This is a genomic window from Amycolatopsis sp. NPDC006125, from assembly GCF_040614195.1.
GTDB lineage: Bacteria > Actinomycetota > Actinomycetes > Mycobacteriales > Pseudonocardiaceae > Amycolatopsis_E > Amycolatopsis_E tucumanensis.
Genome location: NZ_JBEXTZ010000090.1, coordinates 1 through 19,104 on the forward strand (window position 1 = coordinate 1; position 19,104 = coordinate 19,104).

Sequence of the window (19,104 nt, forward strand, 5' to 3'; positions counted from 1 at the left end):
TCGTCCGATCTCTGCCGCGCCCGCTCCGCGACCCGCCGCTCCGCTTCGCCCCCGCTCCGCCGCTCCGCTCCGCCACCCCCGCCTTCCCACCCCACCCCCACCCCGCCCGATTTGTCCGCTCCGCCTCACCCGCCGCAACCGCTGGCGCGTCCCCTCGCCTTTCGGCTACTGTCCAGTAACCACACATACTCCCAGTACGGTCGGCCCAATGGAGGTGCTGTCCATGCGTATTCCGCCCCGCTTGTCCGTGCTCCCCGGCAAGGTGGCGGAGACCGCCCGCGGCCTGGAGGTCATGTGGCGCGCCGGGCTCGTCCCGTTTCCCCGGCTGGACGAGGGCCTGCGCAGCGTGATCGCCACCCGCAAGGTGGGCCCGTTCGCCGCCGCGGCGCAGACCTCCGCCCGGCGCGATCCGAACGCCATCGGGCTGGTCGACGAGCTGGGGCCGCTCACCTTCCGCGAGCTGGACCTGCGCTCCAACGCCCTCGCCCGCGCCTGGGAAGAGCGCGGCGTCCGCCCGGGCACCGTCATCGCGGCGCTGTGCCGGGACCACCGCGGCCTGGTCACGGTCATGATCGCGGCGGGCAAGGTCGGCGCGCGCCTCCTGTTGATGAACACCGGCTTCGCGAAACCGCAGCTCACCGACGTCGCGGCGCGGGAAAAGGTGCAGGTGCTCGTCTACGACCAGGAGTTCACCGACCTGCTCTCCGGCATCCCGGACACCGTCGACCGCTACCTGGCCTGGGTGGACGAACCCGACCCGGCGGACCGCATCCCCGTCCTCGACGAGCTCATCGCCAGCACCGACGACCGCCCACTGCCGCCGCCGCCCCAGCGCGGCGGGTTCGTGCTGCTCACCAGCGGCACCACCGGCACCCCGAAGGGCGCGCCGCGCGAGCGGACCTCCGTGCTGGCCACCGTCCAGTTCCTCGACCGCATCCCGTTGCGCGCCGGCGAGGCCACGTTCCTCGGCGCGCCCATCTTCCACGGCACCGGCATCTCGCAGTTCATCCTGTCGTTCGCGCTCGGCTGCAAGGTCGTGCTGCGCCGCCGGTTCGACCCCGAAGCCACGCTGAAGGGCGTCGCCGACCACGGGTGCACCGCGCTGGTCCTCGTCCCGACCATGCTGCAGCGCATCGTCGACCTCGGCCCGGACATCCTGGGCAAGTACGACACGTCGTCGCTGCGGATCATCTTCGTCGCGGGCTCCGCGTTGTCCCCCGACCTCGGCAACCGCGCCACCGAGGCGTTCGGCGACGTGATCTACAACCTGTACGGCTCCACCGAGGTCGCGGTCGCCACCGTCGCCACCCCGGAGGACTGGCGCAAGGCCCCCGGCACCGTCGGCCGCCCGCCGGTCACCTGCAAGGTCCAGCTGTACGACGAGCAGGGCAACCGCATCACCGAGCCGCACGTCACCGGGCGCGTCTTCGTCGGCAGCGGCCTGTCCTTCGAGGGCTACACCGACGGCCGCCACAAGGAGATCATCGACGGCCTGCTCTCCACCGGCGACGTCGGCCACTTCGACGAGGACGGCCTGCTGTTCATCGACGGCCGCGACGACGAGATGATCGTCTCCGGCGGCGAGAACGTGTTCCCGGTCGAGGTGGAGAACCTGCTCGTCGAGCACCCGGACGTGCTCGAAGCCGCCGTGATCGGCGTGCCGGACGCCGACTTCGGCCAGCGCCTCAAGGCGATCGTGGTGACGAAGAAGGACTCCAAGCTCGACGCCGACGCGATCCGCGACTACGTCAAGGGCAACCTCGCCCGCTACAAGGTGCCGCGCGACGTCGAGTTCGTGCCGGAGCTGCCACGCAACGCCACCGGGAAGGTCCTCCGCAACAAGCTGAGCTGAGGCGCGCCGTGGAGGAGATCCGCCTCCGCCGCGCCCTGATCGGGATGTGCGGCACCCAGGTGGTCAGCTGGGGCGCGCTGTACTACGCGCTCCCGGTCGCCACCGCGCAGATCGCGGGCACCACCGGGTGGACACCGGGCACGATCACGCTCGCCTTCTCGGCGGGCCTGCTGGTCGCGGCGGTCGCGGGGATCCCGGTCGGCCGCCTGCTCGACCGGTACGGCCCGCGGCCGGTGATGACCGCGGGCTCCGCGCTCGCCGCCGTGGCGCTCGTGCTGGTCGCGACGGCGCCGAGCAGGCCGCTGTTCTTCCTCGCCTGGGTGGTCGTCGGCGTCGCGCAGGCGACGCAGCTGTACCCGCCGGTGTTCGCGGCGATCACCTGCTGGTACGGCGACCGCCGCGCCCGTCCGCTGACCGTCGTGACGCTCGTCGGCGGCCTGGCGAGCACCGTGTTCGCGCCGGTCACCGCGTTGCTGGTCGACCAGGTCGGCTGGCGCGCGAGCTACCTCGTCTACGCCGCGGTCTTCCTGCTCGTCAACCTGCCCGTGCACTGGCTGCTGCTCACGCCGGCCTGGCCGGACCACCGCACGCGACCGGCCGCCACCCCGGTCCGGCAGGTGACCCGCTCCGCGCGGTTCCGGTTGCTGCAGACGGCGATGACTCTGGCCGCTCTCGGCTTGTACGCGTCGGCGATCGTGGTCGTGCCGCTGTTCGTCGAACGCGGCCTGAGCCATGCGATCGCGTCGGTCGCGCTGGGGCTCGTCGGGGCCGGGCAGGTCCTCGGGCGGCTCGTCTTCGCCGCCGTGCCGCGCACCAGCGCGCCCGCGTCCCGCACGGTCGGCGTCCTCGCCGCGAGTTGTGCCGCGCTGGTCCTGCTGGCTCTGCTGCCCGGGCCCGCGGGCGCGTTGCTGGCGGTCGCGGTGGTGATGGGGATGGCCCGCGGCGCCTACACGCTCGTGCAGGCCACGGCGGTCGCCGACCGGTGGACGACGACCCGGTTCGGGGCGCTCAACGGGATGTTCAACGCCCCGATCACCGCGGCGACGGCCATCGCCCCGGGTGGGGCGATCGTGCTCGCCGAGCGGGTCGGCGGGTACAGCACGGCCCTGATCCTGCTCGCCGTGCTCGCGGCGGTCGCCGCCGTCCTCGCGGCCTTCACCTGAACGAGTGCCGTCGGGCTACCGAGACGGGCCGTTCGGCGACGCTGACCGGCCGGTGAGCGCTCAAACCCGACGATCTCGTGACGGTGGCGACTCGTTTCTGCACGATGAGTGATGTCGCGCCCTACCGCGACGTGGAGCGCGGCCCCCTGCTGCCACAGGGAGCCGCGCGGTGTCGACCGTCCCTCCCGGAGAGGAAGGCATCAACGTGCCCACCGTACAACCGCGCCGCGAAGATCCGCGTCACGTGCCATCGCCGGAACGGCTGAGGATCGTCCTCGACGGCTCGTTCCTCGCGGCCGTCCGGCCCGCCGGTCTGAAGAACCCGCCGCTCGCGCGCGCGGACGGCAGCCGGCTGGCCGAGCGCGGGGCGCGCGTGTGGCGAGCCGTCCTGCTCGCGCTGACCACCGTGACGTCCCTGGCGATGATCGTGTTCGCGTTGCTGAAGGCGATCCCGCTGACGGCGCTGTCGATGGTGGCGCTGGTCGCGGTCAAGGTCGCCGACCACTGGCACAGCCGCAGGCTGACCCGTTCGATGTCCACCTGAATCGCGACAGAACGACCCAGGGTTGGTTCCGGTCCCGCACTCCCGTCCGAAGCGGCGAACGACAAGCGGTCGCTGGCGCACGGTGAGTTGCCCCGGCGAGAAGTTCCCCTCGCGCTGCACGTGCACCTGAACGTGACGGGGCACGGGCGAAGCGCGACGAATCGAACGTTCGAGCGATACGCAGAGGGAATTGTCACCCGAAAGAGTGATGCGATTCTGGGAACTCGCGCACTGTGACGGCTGATCTTGGCTGCCACGCGGTTCGGTTCACCTGAACGACTGCACTGTCGCTGGGATGCAGCTCTGCCTAATCACGCTCGCCGTTCGGCGACCGGGACGAGCCGATCGTCGCGGAGTCGCCGAACTGACGCGCGAGTAACAGATCGATTTCTGCACTATGACTTCGTATCGCGGTAGGCCGCGATATGAAGCGCGGCCCCCTGTTGCCGCAGGGAGCCGCGCGATTCATCAGTCCCAACCATGCAAAAGGAGGCACTGAAGTGCCCACGGTACAACCGGAGACTCCCGGAATGCCAGACGAGCCGTCGCCGGATCGGGGCGAGATCGTGCCGCCGGAGGTTCTCGGCGTGCGCAGTGCGCCGGGTGAGGATCCGGTCTGGGAGTTCGTGGAGCGCACGCTCGAAGGGCGCGCGCGGTTCTGGCGCGTCGTCGTCCTCGGGTTCCTGTGCGCGGCCGCGCTGGCGATGATCGCGTTCGCCCTGGCGAAGGCGATCCAGCCGGCCGTGCTGTGCATGCTCGCGCTCGTGGTGGTGAAGGTCGCCGACCAGGTCACCAGCCGCAGGCTCGAGTCCGCGTGAGGTCGGGGCCGGTCGCGGTGCGAGCCGCGGCCGGCCCGGTCACTCCCAGGAAATGCCGAACACCCCTGGCCCGTAGTCCAGCGCCACGGCGTGCACCCCGCCGGCCGTGTCCAGGTGCAGCTCTCGCCGCTCCTCGGTCTCCGCCGAGCCCCGGCGCGCGTACTGCCAGCACTTGCGCAGCGCCTCGGCCTCGTCGAAGCGGATCTCCAGCAGGTACTCGCGGATGGGGCGGCGGAACTCGCGGTAGTAGGTGTTCTCGCAGTCCGGGTACGGCGGCCCGCTGTTGGTGAGCGTGTACTCGATCAGACAGGTCTCACCGCGGTGGATCGGGCGGTCGAACAGCAGCTCCGCGACGGTCAGGCCGTGCTCCGGGTCGATCTCGACCCGCCCGCTGCGGCAGTTGCGCAGCTGGTGCAGCGTGGGCGCGGGCGCGCCGCCGTGGTCGTACACCAGGATCCAGCGGTCCTGCCGGTCGGCGGTCGCCTGGAACACCGAGCGCGTGGTCAGCGACCGCTGGCGGCCACCTGCCGCGATCTCGCACCGGTCGTGCAGGTTGAGCAGGTTCAGCCGGTGCTGCTGCTCCAGCGCGTGCGGAGCGCCGACCCGCTCCAGCAGGATCCGCAGCGCCTCCATCGGGAACTTGACGACGCCGTCCGCCTGCCGCCGGGACGGCAGCCCGCGCGGGCGCGGCGGCGGGAGCAGGGACAGCAGCTCACCGCGCTGCAGGCCGAGGACGTCCTCGAGCACCCGCACCGCCGAGATCGAGCTCTGCCGCTCGGGCTGCCGCTTGCCGGACTGCCAGTAGCTCAGGGCCGTGACGCTGATCGGCACGCCGCTGGCCTGCAAGCGGGCCTGGATGCGATCGAGACTCAGCCCACTGCGGGCGATCGCGGACCGGAGTCTGCTGGCGAACGGGCTCGGCACCGCGCGCTCGGACGTGGACACCTGCTACCACCTGGAAATCGACTTCGCCACCGCTGATGGTAGCAGTGTGTGACCTCTACTCGTCCGAGAATGATGATCAGGCTGTCATCCCATTGGGTGGTTAACGAGTAACCCTATCGGGTGAGTACTGGTAACTGTGATGTCGCGGTCCTCTTCCCGGACTACAAACCTTGCCCTGACCTGCGACTTTGTCCTGCGCAGGACCGCAAGTGGGAGGGCAGGCCGTTAGGCTGTACGGATATCGGCCGCCTCGATCGGGTGCAGCCGAGATCACCCCATTGGCGGAGGACTACGCCATGCTCACCACTGATCAGCTCCGCGACCTCGTGGACTCCTGGATGATCCACATGGAGGCGGAGAACCTGGCCCGCAACACCCTGCACTCCTACCGGGTGAGTGTTGATCAGTACCTGGACTGGTGCGCCTGCGACCCGGCCCGAGATCCCCTCGACCGGGTGACCCTGCGGACGTGGACTGCGGAGCTGCTGCGGCGGCACCAGCTCACCACGGCACGCATCCGGCAACAGGCCGTGAAGCGGTCGGACAGGTGATACCGGGATGTGGCAGATTGGCAGCGCTGTACGTGTGCGTGAACAAAGGTGGCCGCGCATGTTGAACATTCGCAGCCGGCCTACATCAACTTCATCGGCAGAACGGTCGGTGGCTCACCGGTGCAGCGATTCAGGTGGCAGAGTATCGCGAGCGCGTTCTGTACGAACTATGAAACCTGGGCGGGGTGACGTTTGAAAGCCTGAGTTGGGAGTTTCGTAACGGGTTCCTCTCAGCCGGGAACCTAGTGCGCGGCCATGACCGGTTTCTGTCCACGGGCCGACGAGTCGTACCAGCGTCACCCCGCCATTTCTTTCAATCGGCTCCGTGTGCGGGGCAGGCAGGTCGGGATCCATTGCTGATCCATGCGAGAAGGCGAACGGGTCAAGAATCGCCAATGGTCCCGGCTTGTCGGCTTACGGGGACATCAAAGAGGCTCCCCGGTCACCTTACCAGGGAGCCTCCGCTCATCCCGCAGTGCAGGCCGTTGGTAGAGCGTTCGCTGTTGTCCTACGCTGTGAGTCGGGCGTCGCCGCCGCAGGGAAGCTACCGGCCGCCGCGCAGAACCCCCGCGCTGCCCCCTGGTACCAAGGGTTTTCGATCTCGTCAGAGCGTGCTCAGACCCACGGGAGCTGGAGCCTTGGTCACTTCGTACCGACCATATGTGCGCGGCCTGCTACTCTATGTGCCGCAGCTTGTGAGCGCACCGGGGGGAGCAGTCGAAACCATGACAGACTGGACCGGCGCGGGCCTGACCGGCGCGTTTGGCGATCAGGAACAGCTCAAGGCAATGGGAGACCAAGCTCAACGCTTACTGGCCGACGCCAAGTCCGGTGGTTGGGCAGTGGACGAAGAAACCGGCAGGCATCTGCGTAACGCGATCACCCAAGCCGAAGACCGACTCTCCCGGATTTCCCTCAACATTGAGCGGCTTCGCCGCAAACCCAAATTTGGCAACGACGACTACGCCCAGAAGGCCGCGATACATTTTCAGGCAGCGATGGACTCCGATCAACAGTCGTTGATTCCGGTTTACGAGACTGTGTTGAGCAATCTGAAGACCATCAGAGAAGCGCTCGACATCGCTATGAGCAAGTACGATGCCTCTAATGATGCGGCAACGCGGTATCTTGGCAGATTTAAAGAGGGCTGACCCGGTGAAAATCAGCACCCGAAGTGGCCTTGCGGCGGCCGCAATCACAATTCTCGGGGCGGTCTTGGTCGGATGCACGTCCACCGTGCACGGCACGCCTTCACCCGCGACAAGCGGGATACCAACGTCAGCCAACGTCAACGATCCATTTGCCGGACTCGTCGCTTGCCAGGTACTTGACCAACTCAACGCTGGACAAGGGTTCAACCCTGGCGACAACATCAGCCATCGCAACGAGTGCACGGCAACAAAGCCTGGTCTTGGTAGTAATGGGCTAGCACTCGATCCGGTGCAAGGGCTAGCCGAATTCCGCGAAACCGATCCGGATGCAACGGAAACAACCGTGAACGGTCGGAAGGCGTTGGAGGTGCAGAACGCCCTCGGATGCACGGTCGCGTTCGAGGTGAGCGAGCACGCCCGTGTCCTCGCTCAGATGGCAATGTCCCAGCCCGAGAACAATTCGCAAGCATGCCCGCTGGCGCGAGACTTGGCGGCTCGTGTGGAGGCGTTGCTGCCGAAGACACCGTGAACCCTCAATCGCGCAGGTGGCTTCGCCGGATGCGCGTTATTACCGGGTGGCACACGGCTCCTAACGGTGGGGGCCGGGATTATCACGATCAGAACTTCCATTGTGCCGGGTTCGCTATCCTTTGATCATGTCGGCGTAACGGCGCGCATCCGCGATCGTCAAAACCGCGATGTGATGATGCTCGGGTTCCTGTTCGTCATTACGAAGTCGAAGTCGGTAGTAATCCAAGCTCACATTATTGCGAGTGAGTCGTTCGACGACAAGCTTGGTAGGTCGCCGTCGTTGTGAACCTTGATGCTTTCCATGGTTCAGTTCACGTTCTCTGTTGTCAGATTGCATCACAAAAATGGCACCGGTGTCACATGGTCATTACGAAGACTTGACGAGGGTCGCTGCAGCCGAGTATGACTGCCGGAGGCGAAGTTGTCTACATGGGTGACGACTTGGCGGCCAGGGACCTGTGGGTGCTTCGGGCTGAAGATCGCGGACGATGGCACGTATTCGCCTTCAATCGGCTCGGTTTCCCGTCTCGTTCTTGAAACAGAAGGTTTCGCCGCAAGGAAACTAGATCAAGTTGAGGTTCTGCTTACTAACGAAGCTGTTGGGTGGCTTCGCAACGTGTTCGGCGAGCATGGTTCTGAACAGTGACCATCATGGACCGGTGCTGCACGCGGGAAGCTTGCCCCCACCGCGATCGCGCTGTGTTTGAGCTTACCGGTGATGTCCCTCGTGCGAGTGAATCGAGAACCCGTAGATCATCCGGGCGGAGTGCAGGATATCTGGGGCTAAGCCGCAGGCTGTACCGATCAGCATCGTCGCTGTTTGTGCAGGTCATCCTAGGTCTCAGGCAAGCCGCTCCCTAGTTGGTAACTGTGAATCATTGCCCCCGCTCTGGCCCCCGGGATTGCATGAGATCGCACCACCCGGTCGGGGAGAGGAGACGGCGGCTCATGCGGAAGCGCGCGATGTGGTCCGTACTCGCGGCGGCAGTCGTCGCCACGACGGTCTGGGCCGGGCCGGCGCAAGCCAGGGAAGGGCAGATCCTCGAAGCGGGCACCCCCGGCTCGGTCGCGGACAGCTACCTGGTCGTGCTCAAGCCGGGCGCCACCTCCCGGGCCGGCGACCTGACCAGCCGCTACGGCGGCTCGGCGACCCGCACGTTCAGCGCCGCGCTGAAGGGCTTCGCGGTCAGCGCCAATGAAACCGAGGCCAAGCGCCTCGCCGCCAACCCCGACGTCGCCTACGTCGTGCAGAACCACGTCCTGCACATCGCCGATGTGCAGCACAACCCGCCGTCCTGGGGACTGGACCGCATCGACCAGGCGAACCTGCCGCTCGACTCGTCCTACCGCTACGACACCCCGGCGGACGACGTCACCGCCTACGTCATCGACACCGGGGTGCGCGCGAGCCACGAGACCTTCGGCGGCCGCGTCACCGGCGGCAAGGACTTCATCGACAACGACGACGACGCCACCGACGAGCACGGCCACGGCACCCACGTCGCGGGCACGATCGGCGGCGCCGAGTACGGCGTCACCAAGGGTGTGCGGATCGTCCCGGTGCGCGTGCTCGACGCGCAGGGCAGCGGCACCACCGACCAGGTCGTCGCCGGGATCGACTGGGTCGCGCAGAACGCGAGCGGCCCGTCCGTGGCGAACATGAGCCTGGGCGGCAGCGCCGACACCGTCCTCGACGACGCCGTCCGCGGGGCGATCGCCAAAGGCGTCACCTTCGCCATCGCCGCGGGCAACGAGGGCGCCGACGCCGGCAACGACTCCCCGGCGCGCGTCACCGAGGCGATCACCGTCGCGGCCAGCGACCGGACCGACAGGCAGGCGAGCTTCTCCAACTACGGCAGCGTCGTCGACCTCTACGCGCCGGGCGTGAGCATCACGTCGTCGTGGGGAACCGGCGACACCGCGACCAACACGATCAGCGGCACCTCGATGGCCACCCCGCACGTGGCCGGCGCCGCCGCCCTCTACCTGGCCGGACACCCGGACGCCACACCCGCGCAGGTCGCCGACGCCCTGATCGCCTCGGCCACCCCGGGCAAGATCAGCGGCGCAACCCCGGGCACGCCCAACCGTCTCCTCAACACCGCTGGCTAGGCTGCGGGCGGGGACGGCGAGCGAAAGGACGGCCGATGGGCGCCATCCACCTGATCCGGCACGGTCAGGCCTCCTTCGGCGCGGCCGACTACGACCAGCTGTCCAGCACCGGGATCGAGCAGGGCGCCGTGGTCGGCGCCGAGCTGCTGCGCCGCAAGATCCGCTTCACCGAGGGCCGGACCGGGTCGATGGCCCGTCAGCGCGCCACCGCGGAGATCGTCCTGGACTGGCTCGGGGCGGGCGCCGCGGCCAAGGAGGACCCGCGCTGGAACGAGTACGACCACGTCGACATCGTCGCCCGGCACGGCGGCGGCGCGCTGCAGGACGCGAACGACCCGCGCGGGTACCAGGAGGTGCTGGACGCGTCGCTGGCGGCGTGGGTGCGCGCCGGTGACGACGGCCCGTGCGCGGAGACGTGGCCGCAGTTCGCCGAGCGGGTGCGCGGCGCGCTGGCGGACCTGGTCGCGGTGCTGCGCAAGGGCGAGAGCGCGGTGGTCTTCACCAGCGGCGGGGTGATCGGCACGCTCGCCGGGCACCTGCTCGGCGACCCCGCGATGGGGTTGCTGCAGCTCAACCGGGTCACCGTGAACTGCGGCATCACGAAGCTGGTGACCGGGCGCGGCGGGGTCACGCTGGTGTCGTTCAACGAGCACGCGCACTTCGAGGGCCGGGCCGCCCGCCTGCTCACTTATCGGTGACGGCCGGGAACACGTCCTCGATCAGGGTCACCAGCGAGCGGGACAGCAGGGTGTGCACCTGGTCGCGGTCGAGTTCGCCGCGCAGCAGCCACTCGCGGCCCGCGGCCTTGACCATGCCGCCGTAGGCGCGGATGAGGGCGTTGCAGACCTCGGCGTGCGCGGCGTCGACCTTCACGCCCAGCGCCTCCAGCACGCGGGCGGCCGAGCGGCGTTCGGCCTCGACGAGGATCGCCTCGACCTCCGGATCGCTGCCGAGGCCTTCGGGTGCGGTGGCGGCCAGCCAGGTCTTGCCCTGTTTGGTGACGAGGGTGAGGAACCAGTCGACCGCGACGCGTGCTTTTTCTTCGAGCGGCCCATCGGTCACGATGTCCAGTGCCGTGGTCGGGATCGTCATCGTGCGGCGCAGGACCGCCAGGTAGAGCTCGCGTTTGGTGCCGAAGTAGTGGTTGATCAGCCCGCGGGCGACGCCCGCCGCCGCCGCGATGTCCGATGTGGACACGTCGGCGTACGGGCGCTCGCCGAACAGCCGGGCGGCGCAGGTGAAGATCTGCTCCCTGCGCGCGTCCGGTTCGAGTCTCCGCCACCGGGGCTGGGAGTCCGTCATGGGCGACATGCTGGCATGGGTCACCCGGGGGAGTTGTTCTTTTCCGACATGTCGGCGAATACGTCATTCGATCGGAGGCACGTGTTAAGAGCGTAACCCGGCGGAAGGGGCCGGAATGCGTGATCGGGATCCTGCCGGTATCGGAATTGCCGGTCTCGTGGTGCTGGCGCTGGCGTTCGTCGCGGCGCTGAACGCGGAATCGCTGCCGCTGATCGGCGCGGGCGTGTCGTACGAGGCGGAATTCAGCGAAGCGGGCGGTCTCGCGGTGGACGACGAGGTGCGGGTGGCCGGGGTGAAGGTCGGCAAGGTGGTGGACGTCGGCCTGGACGGTGCGTCGGTGCGGGTCCGGTTCAAGGTGTCGAACACCTGGCTGGGTGACCGCACGACGGCGGCGATCAAGATCAAGACGTTGCTGGGGCAGAAGTACCTCGCGCTGGATCCACAGGGGTCGCAACCACTGGATGGGGTGATCCCACGCTCGCGGACGATCGCGCCGTATGACGTGCTGGACGCGTTCCGGGACCTGTCGAAGACCGTCGGCGGGCTGGACACGGACCGGCTGGCCCGGTCGTTCGACGCGCTGTCGGCGGCGCTGCCGGGCGGCTCCTCGGTGCGGGGCGCGCTGGACGGCCTGTCCCAGCTGTCGACGACGATCGCGTCCCGGGATGCGGAGCTGTCGCGGCTGCTGGGCAACACGGTGGAGCTGTCGCGGACCGTGGCGGACCGGGATGCGCAGCTGGTGCGGTTGATGGCGGACGGGAACCTGGTGCTGGCCGAGGTGGCGGCCAGGGCGTCGGCGATCTCGGCGCTGCTGACGGGGGCGCAGTCGTTGTCCCGGGAGGTGCAGGGCCTGGTCGCGGACAATGACGTGGCGTTGCGCCCGGTGCTGGCGTCGCTCGACCAGCTGACCGGGATGCTGCAGCGGAACCAGGAGGCACTGGCAGCGGGCGTCGCCCGGTTCGCGCCGCTGGTTCGCTACGCCACGAACATCACCGGACAGGGGCACTGGGGTGACACGTACGTGTGCCTGCCGGTGGTGTCGGCCTGCTATTGAGGGCGCGTGGTGCGTGCGCGAGAGCGCCAGGTGGCGCCCGCGACGGAGCCGGTGGTGACCGAACGAGAGGGCCAGCCGCGAAGGCGCGAGTGGACCAACCACCCACCAACGCGCGAGAGGACCAACCGAGCCCCACGGGGGAGCCGTTCGCAGGGGCTCGAGGTGACCACTCGTCGCGGCGCGGGAGGGGTGCTCGCGCTGCGTGGGAGGGCCGGTCGTGTCGCACGGGAGTGCCATTCGCAGGGGCTCGAAGTGACCACTCGCCGCGGCGCGGGAGGGGTGCTCGCGCTGCGTGGGAGGGCCGGTCGTGCCGCACGGGAGTGCCATTCGCAGGGGCTCGAAGTGACCACTCATCGCGGCGCGGGAGGGCCACTCGGGCCGCGTGAGAGGGCCAGTCGTCGCCGCAGGACATGGCCACTGGCGATTGCACGAACGGACCGGTCACCGCCACCCGAGATGCCGACTCGCGACCCACGAGGGGAAAGCCTCTCGCGAACCACTACCTAACCCGGCTGTACCCCGCGAGCGAGCCAGTGGCGACCCCGTGGGCTCCGCTCGCGTCCAACCCAGACAGCCACCCGACCCCGCCTGCCCTCTAGCCACCAACCTGACCGCCCCAGGGCTGAGCCGTGCAGGGGTTTCGCGGTGCTTCCGCGCAGCAGCACCTCGCCCGAGCCCCCCGTCTGCCCTCTCGCCGCCAACCTGCCCCCGGGGCCGAGCCGTGCGGAGGTCAGCTCCGCCGCCGGCGGCGGGGCTTCCCCGTGCTCCCGCGCAGCAGCACCTCGCCCGACACCCGCCGAACGCGACCCCGCGCCCCACCACCAGCACCACCGTCGTCCAGGGCCAGTTCCAGCGCCTCCGCCCCGATGCGCTCCAGCGGCAACGCCACCGTGGTCAACCCGAAGTCCCGCACCAGCGGCACGTCGTCGAACCCCGTGACCGACACGTCCTCCGGCACCGACAGCCCCGCCGCACGCAGCGCGCTCACCGCCCCCACCGCCATCACGTCCGACGCCGTCAGCACGCACGTCGCCTTGTGCTTGGCCGCCAGTAGGGCCTCCGTCGCCTCGTAACCGCCGTCCCGGTCGAACGACCCGGCGAACACGTCCCCTTCGGACAGTTCGATCCCCAGCCCGGCCAGCCCCTCCCGGAACCCGGCCACCCGATCGGCCACTGTGGTCAGCCGCGCCGGCCCGGTCACCACCGCGAACCGCCGGTGGCCCAGCCCGTGCATGGCCTCCACCAGTGCCCGCGCGCCGCCCCGGTTGTCGGGTGCGATGGTGTCCGCCTTGAGCGACCGGTGCCGCGTCACGGCGGCCACCCGCCCGCCACCGCGCCGGTACGGCTCCAGCTCGGCCGCCATCCGCCGCTCCCACGCGCGGTCCTCGAACGCCGAACCGGTCAGCAGGATCGCCGACGCCCGCTGCGCCCGCAGCGTCGACACACACGCCAGCTCCCGGTCCGGATCGGCGAACGTCCCGGCGAGCATCACGAGCAGCCCGTGGCTGTCGGCCACCCGCATCACCCCACGGGTGATCGCCGCGAAGTACGGGTCGCTGATGTCGTGGCAGATCACCCCCACCGTCCGGCGCGACCCGCCGGCGAGGGCCTGCGCGTGCGCGTTCGGCGTGTACGCCAGCTCCGCGGCGGCCGACAGCACCCGCTCCCGCAGGTCGTCGCGCACTCTGGTCGTGCCGTTGAGCGCGCGGGACGCCGTCGCCAGCGAGACCTCGGCGGTCCTCGCCACGTCTTCGAGCGTCACGTGCGGCCGGTCGCTCATCGTTCCTCCCGCGGTCGGCGTTGCGCCGAATTCTAGGTCGGTTTCCGCTTTTTGCCTGGTCAGGACCACCCGAGCGAGTGGGGATCACCGAAAGTGACCTCGGAAATACCCAGCCGCCGCCGCGCGTTGCGGAATCACGGAGGAATCTGCCGAGACGAAAGGACCCCGCATGCTCTTCGGTGACGAGCACGTCCGCCGCTACGAGGAGACCGATGGTGAAGTCGGTCACGACTGGGAGAAGGGCGCCCCGATCCTGATCCTGACGACCACCGGCCGCAAGTCCGGCCAGGAGCGCAAGTTCGCCCTGATCTACCAGGAGCACGAGGGCGCCTACGTGATCGTCGCCTCCAAGGGCGGCGCGCCCCAGCACCCCGGCTGGTACCTCAACCTGCAGGCCAATCCCGAGGTCAAGGTGCAGGTCAAGGCCGACAAGTTCACCGCCAAGGCCCGCACCGCCACCGATGCGGAGCGCGAGGTGCTCTGGCCCAAGATGGCGAAGGTCTGGCCGGACTACGACGAGTACCAGAAGAAGACGGACCGCAAGATCCCCGTCGTCATCCTCGAGCGCGCCTGATCAGGGGCCGGTCGTGGGCCCGAGCACCCACGACCGGCTCGCCCGCGAGGGCATAGGGTGGCGGGTATGAGTGCGCATTTCGACGTTGTGGTGCTGGGTGCCGGGCCCGGCGGGTATGTCGCGGCGATCCGGGCTTCGCAGCTCGGCCTGAAGACGGCGATCGTCGAGGAGAAGTACTGGGGCGGCGTGTGCCTGAACGTCGGGTGCATCCCGTCGAAGGCGCTGCTGCGCAACGCGGAGCTCGCCCACCTGGTCACCAAGGAGGCCAAGACCTTCGGGATCAGCTCGGACGGGCCGATCACCTTCGACTACGGCGCCGCGTTCGACCGCAGCCGCTCGGTCGCCGACGGCCGCGTCAAGGGCGTGCACTTCCTGATGAAGAAGAACAACATTCAGGAGTTCACCGGGCGCGGCAAGTTCACCGACGCGCACACCATCGAGGTCACCGGTGAGAACGGCGTCGAGACCGTCACCTTCGACCACTGCATCATCGCCGCCGGCGCCACCACCAAGCTGCTGCCGGGCACCCAGCTGTCCGAGCGCGTGGTGACCTACGAGGAGCAGATCCTCTCCCGCGACCTGCCGGGCAGCATCATCATCGCCGGCGCGGGCGCGATCGGCGTCGAGTTCGCCTACGTCATGCACAACTACGGCGTCGACGTGACGATCGTGGAGTTCCTGGACCGGATGGTGCCACTCGAGGACGCGGACGTGTCCAAGGAGCTGGCCAAGCGCTACAAGAAGCTCGGCATCAAGGTCCTGACCGGCACGAAGGTCGAGAGCATCGACGACAGCGGCGCCAAGGTCAAGGTCACCGTGTCCAGCGGCGGCAACCAGCAGACGCTGGAGGCCGACAAGGTCCTGCAGGCGATCGGCTTCCAGCCGCGCGTGGAGGGCTACGGGCTGGAGAACACCGGCGTCGAGCTGACCGAGCGCGGCGCCATCGCCGTCGACGGGCGCTGCCGCACGAACGTGCCGCACATCTTCGCGATCGGCGACGTCACCGCGAAGCTGATGCTGGCCCACGCGGCCGAGTCGATGGGCATCGTGGCGGCCGAGACGATCGGCGGCGCGGAGACCATGGAGCTCGACTACACGATGATCCCGCGCGCGACGTACTGCCAGCCGCAGGTCGCGAGCTTCGGCCTGACCGAGGCGCAGGCGCGCGAGCAGGGCTACGACGTGCAGGTCGCCAAGTTCCCGTTCACCGCCAACGGCAAGGCCCACGGCCTCGCCGACGCGGGCGGCTTCGTGAAGATCCTGTCCGACGCCAAGTACGGCGAGCTGCTCGGCGCGCACCTGATCGGCCCGGACGTCACCGAGCTGCTGCCGGAGCTGACGCTGGCGCAGCAGTGGGACCTGACGGTGCACGAGGTGGCCCGCAACGTGCACGCGCACCCGACCCTCGGCGAGGCGGTCAAGGAGGCCATCCACGGTCTCGCCGGTCACATGATCAACTTCTGAGATTGACCTCCAGTTAACTGGAGGTGTCACCGTTGATCTCGCAGGTCGAGATCGAGGAGGCACCTCATGAAGGCAGCGGCGTTCACCGAGCCGGGTGGCCCGGAGGTTCTGCGCGCCATGGAAGTCCCGGACCCGCAGGCGGGTCCGGGACAGGTCCGGGTCCGCGTGCGGGCGGCGGGTGTGCAGCCGTTCGACGCGGCGGTGCGGGCCGGCTGGGAGCCGCCGTACGCGACGGGGCTGACGTGGCCGCGGATCCCCGGCAACGAGTTCGCCGGCGTGGTGGACCAGGTCGGGGACGGGGCGGCGTGGTCGGTCGGCGACGAGGTGCTCGGCTTCAACGTGCTGGGCTGCTACGCCGAGTACGTGGTGGTCGGGCAGGACCAGGTCACGGCCAAGCCGGCCGGCATGCCGTGGACCGTCGCGGGCGGGTTCACCGCCGGGACGCAGACGGCGTACATGGCGTTGCGGCAGCTCGGCGTGGGCCCCGGGGACACGGTCCTGGTGCACGCCGCGGCGGGCTCGGTCGGCACCGCGGCGGTCCAGCTGGCACGGCTGTGGGGCGCGTCCGTGATCGGCACCGCGAGCGAGGCGAACCAGGACTACGTGCGCTCGCTCGGCGCGACGCCGGTCGTCTACGGCGACGGCCTGGAGGACCGGCTGCGAGCGCTTTCACCCGGCGGGGTGCACGCGGTCCTGGACGGCGCGGGTGGCGCCGCGCTTGATCTTTCACTCGCACTGGTGAAGGAGCGGCGTCGCGTGGTGACGCTGGTGGACCACGATCGGGCGGAGTCGCTCGGGGTGCAGCTGGTGCGCGGGCAGCGGTCGGCGGACCGGCTGGCCGAGCTGGCGCGCCTGTACGACCGGGGCGAGCTGAGCTTCCTGGTGCGGCGGACGTACCGCCTGGAGGAGGCGGCGGACGCGCACCGGGAGATCGAGACCGGGCACGGACGTGGCAAGGTCGTGTTGACTGTCTAGCGGAAGGTGCCGGCCGCGGCGTGGTCGGCAAGAGCCTTCTAATCTCTAGGTCGAAGGTTCGGGCCGGCGTCGAGCGGGAGGTGCGCATGGGTGGGGTCGCCGTCGTGACGGGCGCCGGTTCGGGCATCGGACGGCACGTGGCGCAGGCGCTGCTGGGCGCCGGCTACCGCGTCGCGCTGGCCGGCCGGAGAGCCGACGCGCTGGCCGAGACCGCCGCGGGCGCGCCGGACGCCCTCGTACACCCGGCCGACGTCGCCGACCCCGCCCAGGTCAACGCGCTCTTCGAGGCGGTCGCGGACCGGTGGGGCCGGGTGGACGTGTTGTTCAACAACGCGGGCACCTTCGGCCCGGCCGGCGACCCGGACGAGGTCCCGGTCGAGGCGTGGCAGCAGACGGTGGCGGTGAACCTGACCGGTGCGTTCTTGTGCGCGCGGGAGGCGTTCCGGATCATGAAGCGCCAGGACCCGCGCGGTGGTCGCATCATCAACAACGGCTCCATCTCCGCGCACACCCCGCGCCCCGGCAGCGCTGCCTACACCGCGACGAAGCACGCCATCACCGGTCTGACGAAGTCGTTGTCGCTGGACGGCCGCCCGTACGACATCGCGTGTGGCCAAATCGACATCGGCAACGCGGCGACGGAGATGACGGCGGGAATCGCCAGGGGCGCGCGCCAGGCGGACGGCCGTGAGCTGCCCGAACCCACCTTCGACGCCAGACACGTCGCGGAAGCCGTGCTGTACATGGCAGGGCTCCCGCTGACCGCGAACGTGCAGTTCATGACCGTCACGGCGACGAAGATGCCGTTCATCGGCAGAGGCTGAAACGTTCCCCCGCCGTCCGGCGATAGGGGAAGTGACGGTGACTAAACTGCAGGTCAGGACGGCCTGTGGTCGTCGGCGCCAGGCCCTCGTAGCTCAGCCGGATAGAGCAAGAGCCTTCTAATCTCTAGGTCGCAGGTTCGAGTCCTGCCGGGGGCACTTCTTGGCTGGTCAGGACCCCGTTATCGGATCAAGGCCCTGACCGGCCCGTGCTTGACGCTTCTTTTCGGCGAGCGTTCCGAGCACCGCCGCTAGGGTGCTTCTGGGCCGGCCGTCAGCAACACTTCCCTTACGCGACTACATCTGGCTCCAGATCCTTGCCCTCGCCACGCAACACACCGGCGAAAGACGCAAAGGTCTCCGCGAACAACTCGGTGTGGACGGAGCCGTCGAAGGCCCAGACGCCCTCGGGCACGCTCAGCCGTGGCATCTTCTCGCCGAATGACTCGAAGCGGCGTAACACGCGCTCATGGATCTCCTGCACCAGCCCGATCCGCGTCTCGTCCTCACCGAGATGTGCGTCGTAGCTTGGGTTCATGACGCCCTTGATACGAACCGTGGCGAGGACGAACCACTACTCCCGGGCCGCCAGCAGCCAGCCTGGCGGTTCGGCCATCCGGCGTCGGGCGCCCAGAACCCGACGCCCCGGAACCCGATGAATGTCCTCGGCATGTCCCTGATCCTGCTCTGAGCGACGACTCCCCGGCAAACCAGTTACCAACTGCAAGAACATGCCGGGACGGTTTCGGACACCCGCGAAGCACGACCAAGAGGTGAGTAGCGCTCGCGGCGCAAGGGTTTCTACGACGAGTGGCGGGTGGTGACGCCGGCCAGCACAAGATCGATTCCGGCAAGGAACTGTTCCCGGTCGTCGTGGTTGCGCAGCTGCTTCGCGACGCCGCGGGTGAACGGGTAGGCCTCCGGGTCGAGGTTCTCCCAGCTCTTCGCCACCGTGTCGAGGAAGGCCTCCCGCGTCGTGCTGACTTCGGCTGTCGCGGTTTGGCCCGCGGTGCCGAGGATGTAGTGCACCAGCACCGACGTCGCGGTGAACCAGCTGTGTTCGGGGACCCCCAGCGCGCCGATCTGCCGTCCGATGGCCTCGAAGATCCGCGGCGCCACCGGGCCCCCGGGGTTGCGGGTCAGCTGCATCAACAGCTGCGTCGCGAGCCACGGGTGCTGCTCGATCGCGTCGAACAGGCCCAGCGCGACGGCGCGGATCTCCTCCTGGGGCGAACCCGCGGACGCGGCGGGGAGCGCCTCGGCCACGACCGCGTCCGTCGCCGTGGTCAGCAGCTCGTCCTTGTTCGCCACGTGCCAGTAGATCGCGCCCGCGCCGGTGGCGAGCCGTTCGGTCAGCGTCCGGAACGTCAGCCCGGCCTCGCCCGCCGCGTCCAGCAGCTCGACGGCCGCTTCGACGATCCGCTCCCGGGAGAGCGCCTCCGTGCGCCGGGTCCGTGGTGGCATGCC

The 19,104-nt window shown here is 69.2% G+C and carries 19 protein-coding genes and 1 tRNA gene; 15 read left to right on the forward strand and 5 right to left on the reverse strand.

What is annotated here, in order from left to right; genetic code table 11:
* Positions 1–223: 223 nt before the first annotated feature.
* The 4 genes from ABZ193_RS33575 (at position 224) to ABZ193_RS33590 (ending at position 4,377) form a co-directional block, all read left to right on the forward strand.
* Positions 224–1,852 carry an acyl-CoA synthetase gene (locus tag ABZ193_RS33575; protein ID WP_027936682.1) on the forward strand — a complete coding sequence of 543 codons (1,629 nt, stop codon included), beginning with the start codon at positions 224–226 and terminating at the stop codon, positions 1,850–1,852.
* An 8-nt stretch (positions 1,853–1,860) separates the two neighbouring features.
* On the forward strand, positions 1,861–3,015 hold the full coding sequence (locus ABZ193_RS33580) for an MFS transporter (protein WP_237335948.1): 1,155 nt from the start codon (positions 1,861–1,863) through the stop codon (positions 3,013–3,015).
* Between the two features lie 169 nt (positions 3,016–3,184).
* Positions 3,185–3,559, forward strand: coding sequence for a hypothetical protein (locus ABZ193_RS33585; RefSeq protein ID WP_237335947.1), 375 nt, complete (start codon positions 3,185–3,187; stop codon positions 3,557–3,559).
* Between the two features lie 530 nt (positions 3,560–4,089).
* Positions 4,090–4,377, forward strand: a complete 288-nt coding sequence (locus ABZ193_RS33590) for a hypothetical protein (RefSeq protein ID WP_020423395.1) — start codon at positions 4,090–4,092, stop codon at positions 4,375–4,377.
* Positions 4,378–4,416: 39 nt separating this feature from the next.
* Here the strand turns inward: ABZ193_RS33590 and ABZ193_RS33595 are convergent, their stop codons facing one another.
* Positions 4,417–5,322, reverse strand: a complete 906-nt coding sequence (locus ABZ193_RS33595) for a hypothetical protein (protein ID WP_237335946.1) — start codon at positions 5,320–5,322, stop codon at positions 4,417–4,419.
* Positions 5,323–5,618: 296 nt separating this feature from the next.
* Between ABZ193_RS33595 and ABZ193_RS33600 the strand changes: the two genes are divergently transcribed.
* From ABZ193_RS33600 to ABZ193_RS33620, 5 genes are all read left to right on the forward strand, one after another.
* Entirely contained in the window at positions 5,619–5,873 is a 255-nt protein-coding gene (locus ABZ193_RS33600) for a hypothetical protein (RefSeq protein ID WP_237335945.1), read from the forward strand.
* 725 nt (positions 5,874–6,598) lie between these two features.
* Positions 6,599–7,024, forward strand: a complete 426-nt coding sequence (locus tag ABZ193_RS33605) for a hypothetical protein (RefSeq protein WP_237335944.1) — start codon at positions 6,599–6,601, stop codon at positions 7,022–7,024.
* Between the two features lie 4 nt (positions 7,025–7,028).
* Positions 7,029–7,553: a DUF3558 domain-containing protein gene (locus ABZ193_RS33610; protein WP_354712709.1), complete on the forward strand. Its 525-nt coding sequence runs from the start codon at positions 7,029–7,031 to the stop codon at positions 7,551–7,553.
* Positions 7,554–8,503: 950 nt separating this feature from the next.
* Positions 8,504–9,667 carry a S8 family peptidase gene (locus tag ABZ193_RS33615; RefSeq protein WP_354712710.1) on the forward strand — a complete coding sequence of 388 codons (1,164 nt, stop codon included), beginning with the start codon at positions 8,504–8,506 and terminating at the stop codon, positions 9,665–9,667.
* Between the two features lie 35 nt (positions 9,668–9,702).
* Positions 9,703–10,365: a histidine phosphatase family protein gene (locus tag ABZ193_RS33620; protein ID WP_020423389.1), complete on the forward strand. Its 663-nt coding sequence runs from the start codon at positions 9,703–9,705 to the stop codon at positions 10,363–10,365.
* Here ABZ193_RS33620 and ABZ193_RS33625 read toward each other — a convergent pair.
* Positions 10,352–10,978, reverse strand: a complete 627-nt coding sequence (locus tag ABZ193_RS33625; RefSeq protein WP_084506229.1) for a TetR/AcrR family transcriptional regulator — start codon at positions 10,976–10,978, stop codon at positions 10,352–10,354. The two genes, ABZ193_RS33620 and ABZ193_RS33625, sit on opposite strands and share 14 nt — an antisense overlap.
* Positions 10,979–11,084: 106 nt before the next feature.
* On the opposite strand from ABZ193_RS33625, the gene ABZ193_RS33630 reads away from it, so the two are divergent.
* Positions 11,085–12,023 (forward strand): MCE family protein, encoded by a 939-nt coding sequence (locus ABZ193_RS33630; RefSeq protein WP_354712711.1) that lies wholly within the window; start codon positions 11,085–11,087, stop codon positions 12,021–12,023.
* A gap of 730 nt (positions 12,024–12,753) precedes the next feature.
* Here ABZ193_RS33630 and ABZ193_RS33635 read toward each other — a convergent pair.
* Complete coding sequence (locus ABZ193_RS33635; protein WP_354712712.1) at positions 12,754–13,803, reverse strand: LacI family DNA-binding transcriptional regulator; 1,050 nt, start codon at positions 13,801–13,803, stop codon at positions 12,754–12,756.
* A gap of 169 nt (positions 13,804–13,972) precedes the next feature.
* Here ABZ193_RS33635 and ABZ193_RS33640 point away from each other — a divergent pair, with 169 nt between their 5' ends.
* From ABZ193_RS33640 to ABZ193_RS33660, 5 genes are all read left to right on the forward strand, one after another.
* A complete protein-coding gene (locus ABZ193_RS33640; protein ID WP_020421245.1) occupies positions 13,973–14,377 on the forward strand; it encodes a nitroreductase family deazaflavin-dependent oxidoreductase in 405 nt (134 codons plus the stop codon).
* 66 nt (positions 14,378–14,443) lie between these two features.
* Positions 14,444–15,841, forward strand: coding sequence for a dihydrolipoyl dehydrogenase (gene lpdA / locus ABZ193_RS33645; protein ID WP_017984268.1), 1,398 nt, complete (start codon positions 14,444–14,446; stop codon positions 15,839–15,841).
* Positions 15,842–15,907: 66 nt separating this feature from the next.
* Entirely contained in the window at positions 15,908–16,816 is a 909-nt protein-coding gene (locus ABZ193_RS33650) for an NADP-dependent oxidoreductase (protein ID WP_354712713.1), read from the forward strand.
* An 86-nt stretch (positions 16,817–16,902) separates the two neighbouring features.
* A complete protein-coding gene (locus ABZ193_RS33655) occupies positions 16,903–17,640 on the forward strand; it encodes an SDR family oxidoreductase (protein WP_354712714.1) in 738 nt (245 codons plus the stop codon).
* Positions 17,641–17,722: 82 nt separating this feature from the next.
* Positions 17,723–17,796, forward strand: a tRNA-Arg gene (locus ABZ193_RS33660).
* A gap of 130 nt (positions 17,797–17,926) precedes the next feature.
* Here ABZ193_RS33660 and ABZ193_RS33665 read toward each other — a convergent pair.
* Together ABZ193_RS33665 and ABZ193_RS33670 are read right to left on the reverse strand one after the other, a co-directional pair.
* The gene (locus ABZ193_RS33665; RefSeq protein ID WP_354712715.1) at positions 17,927–18,175 is read right to left on the reverse strand and encodes a hypothetical protein; all 249 of its coding nucleotides are present in this window, start codon (positions 18,173–18,175) and stop codon (positions 17,927–17,929) included.
* 263 nt (positions 18,176–18,438) lie between these two features.
* Positions 18,439–19,101, reverse strand: a complete 663-nt coding sequence (locus ABZ193_RS33670; protein WP_354712716.1) for a TetR/AcrR family transcriptional regulator — start codon at positions 19,099–19,101, stop codon at positions 18,439–18,441.
* Positions 19,102–19,104: the final 3 nt, after the last annotated feature.

Excerpts from the sequence above, each read along its gene's own strand:
- ABZ193_RS33590 (WP_020423395.1), top strand. The coding sequence starts at position 4,090 with ATGCCAGACGAGCCGTCGCCGGATCGGGGCGAGATCGTGCCGCCGGAG.
- ABZ193_RS33575 (WP_027936682.1), top strand. The coding sequence starts at position 224 with ATGCGTATTCCGCCCCGCTTGTCCGTGCTCCCCGGCAAGGTGGCGGAG.
- ABZ193_RS33650 (WP_354712713.1), top strand. The coding sequence starts at position 15,908 with ATGAAGGCAGCGGCGTTCACCGAGCCGGGTGGCCCGGAGGTTCTGCGC.
- ABZ193_RS33600 (WP_237335945.1), top strand. The coding sequence starts at position 5,619 with ATGCTCACCACTGATCAGCTCCGCGACCTCGTGGACTCCTGGATGATC.
- ABZ193_RS33605 (WP_237335944.1), top strand. The coding sequence starts at position 6,599 with ATGACAGACTGGACCGGCGCGGGCCTGACCGGCGCGTTTGGCGATCAG.
- ABZ193_RS33625 (WP_084506229.1), bottom strand. The coding sequence starts at position 10,978 with ATGTCGCCCATGACGGACTCCCAGCCCCGGTGGCGGAGACTCGAACCG.
- ABZ193_RS33635 (WP_354712712.1), bottom strand. The coding sequence starts at position 13,803 with ATGAGCGACCGGCCGCACGTGACGCTCGAAGACGTGGCGAGGACCGCC.
- ABZ193_RS33615 (WP_354712710.1), top strand. The coding sequence starts at position 8,504 with ATGCGGAAGCGCGCGATGTGGTCCGTACTCGCGGCGGCAGTCGTCGCC.
- ABZ193_RS33630 (WP_354712711.1), top strand. The coding sequence starts at position 11,085 with ATGCGTGATCGGGATCCTGCCGGTATCGGAATTGCCGGTCTCGTGGTG.
- ABZ193_RS33670 (WP_354712716.1), bottom strand. The coding sequence starts at position 19,101 with ATGCCACCACGGACCCGGCGCACGGAGGCGCTCTCCCGGGAGCGGATC.
- ABZ193_RS33620 (WP_020423389.1), top strand. The coding sequence starts at position 9,703 with ATGGGCGCCATCCACCTGATCCGGCACGGTCAGGCCTCCTTCGGCGCG.
- ABZ193_RS33640 (WP_020421245.1), top strand. The coding sequence starts at position 13,973 with ATGCTCTTCGGTGACGAGCACGTCCGCCGCTACGAGGAGACCGATGGT.
- ABZ193_RS33665 (WP_354712715.1), bottom strand. The coding sequence starts at position 18,175 with ATGAACCCAAGCTACGACGCACATCTCGGTGAGGACGAGACGCGGATC.
- ABZ193_RS33655 (WP_354712714.1), top strand. The coding sequence starts at position 16,903 with ATGGGTGGGGTCGCCGTCGTGACGGGCGCCGGTTCGGGCATCGGACGG.
- lpdA (WP_017984268.1), top strand. The coding sequence starts at position 14,444 with ATGAGTGCGCATTTCGACGTTGTGGTGCTGGGTGCCGGGCCCGGCGGG.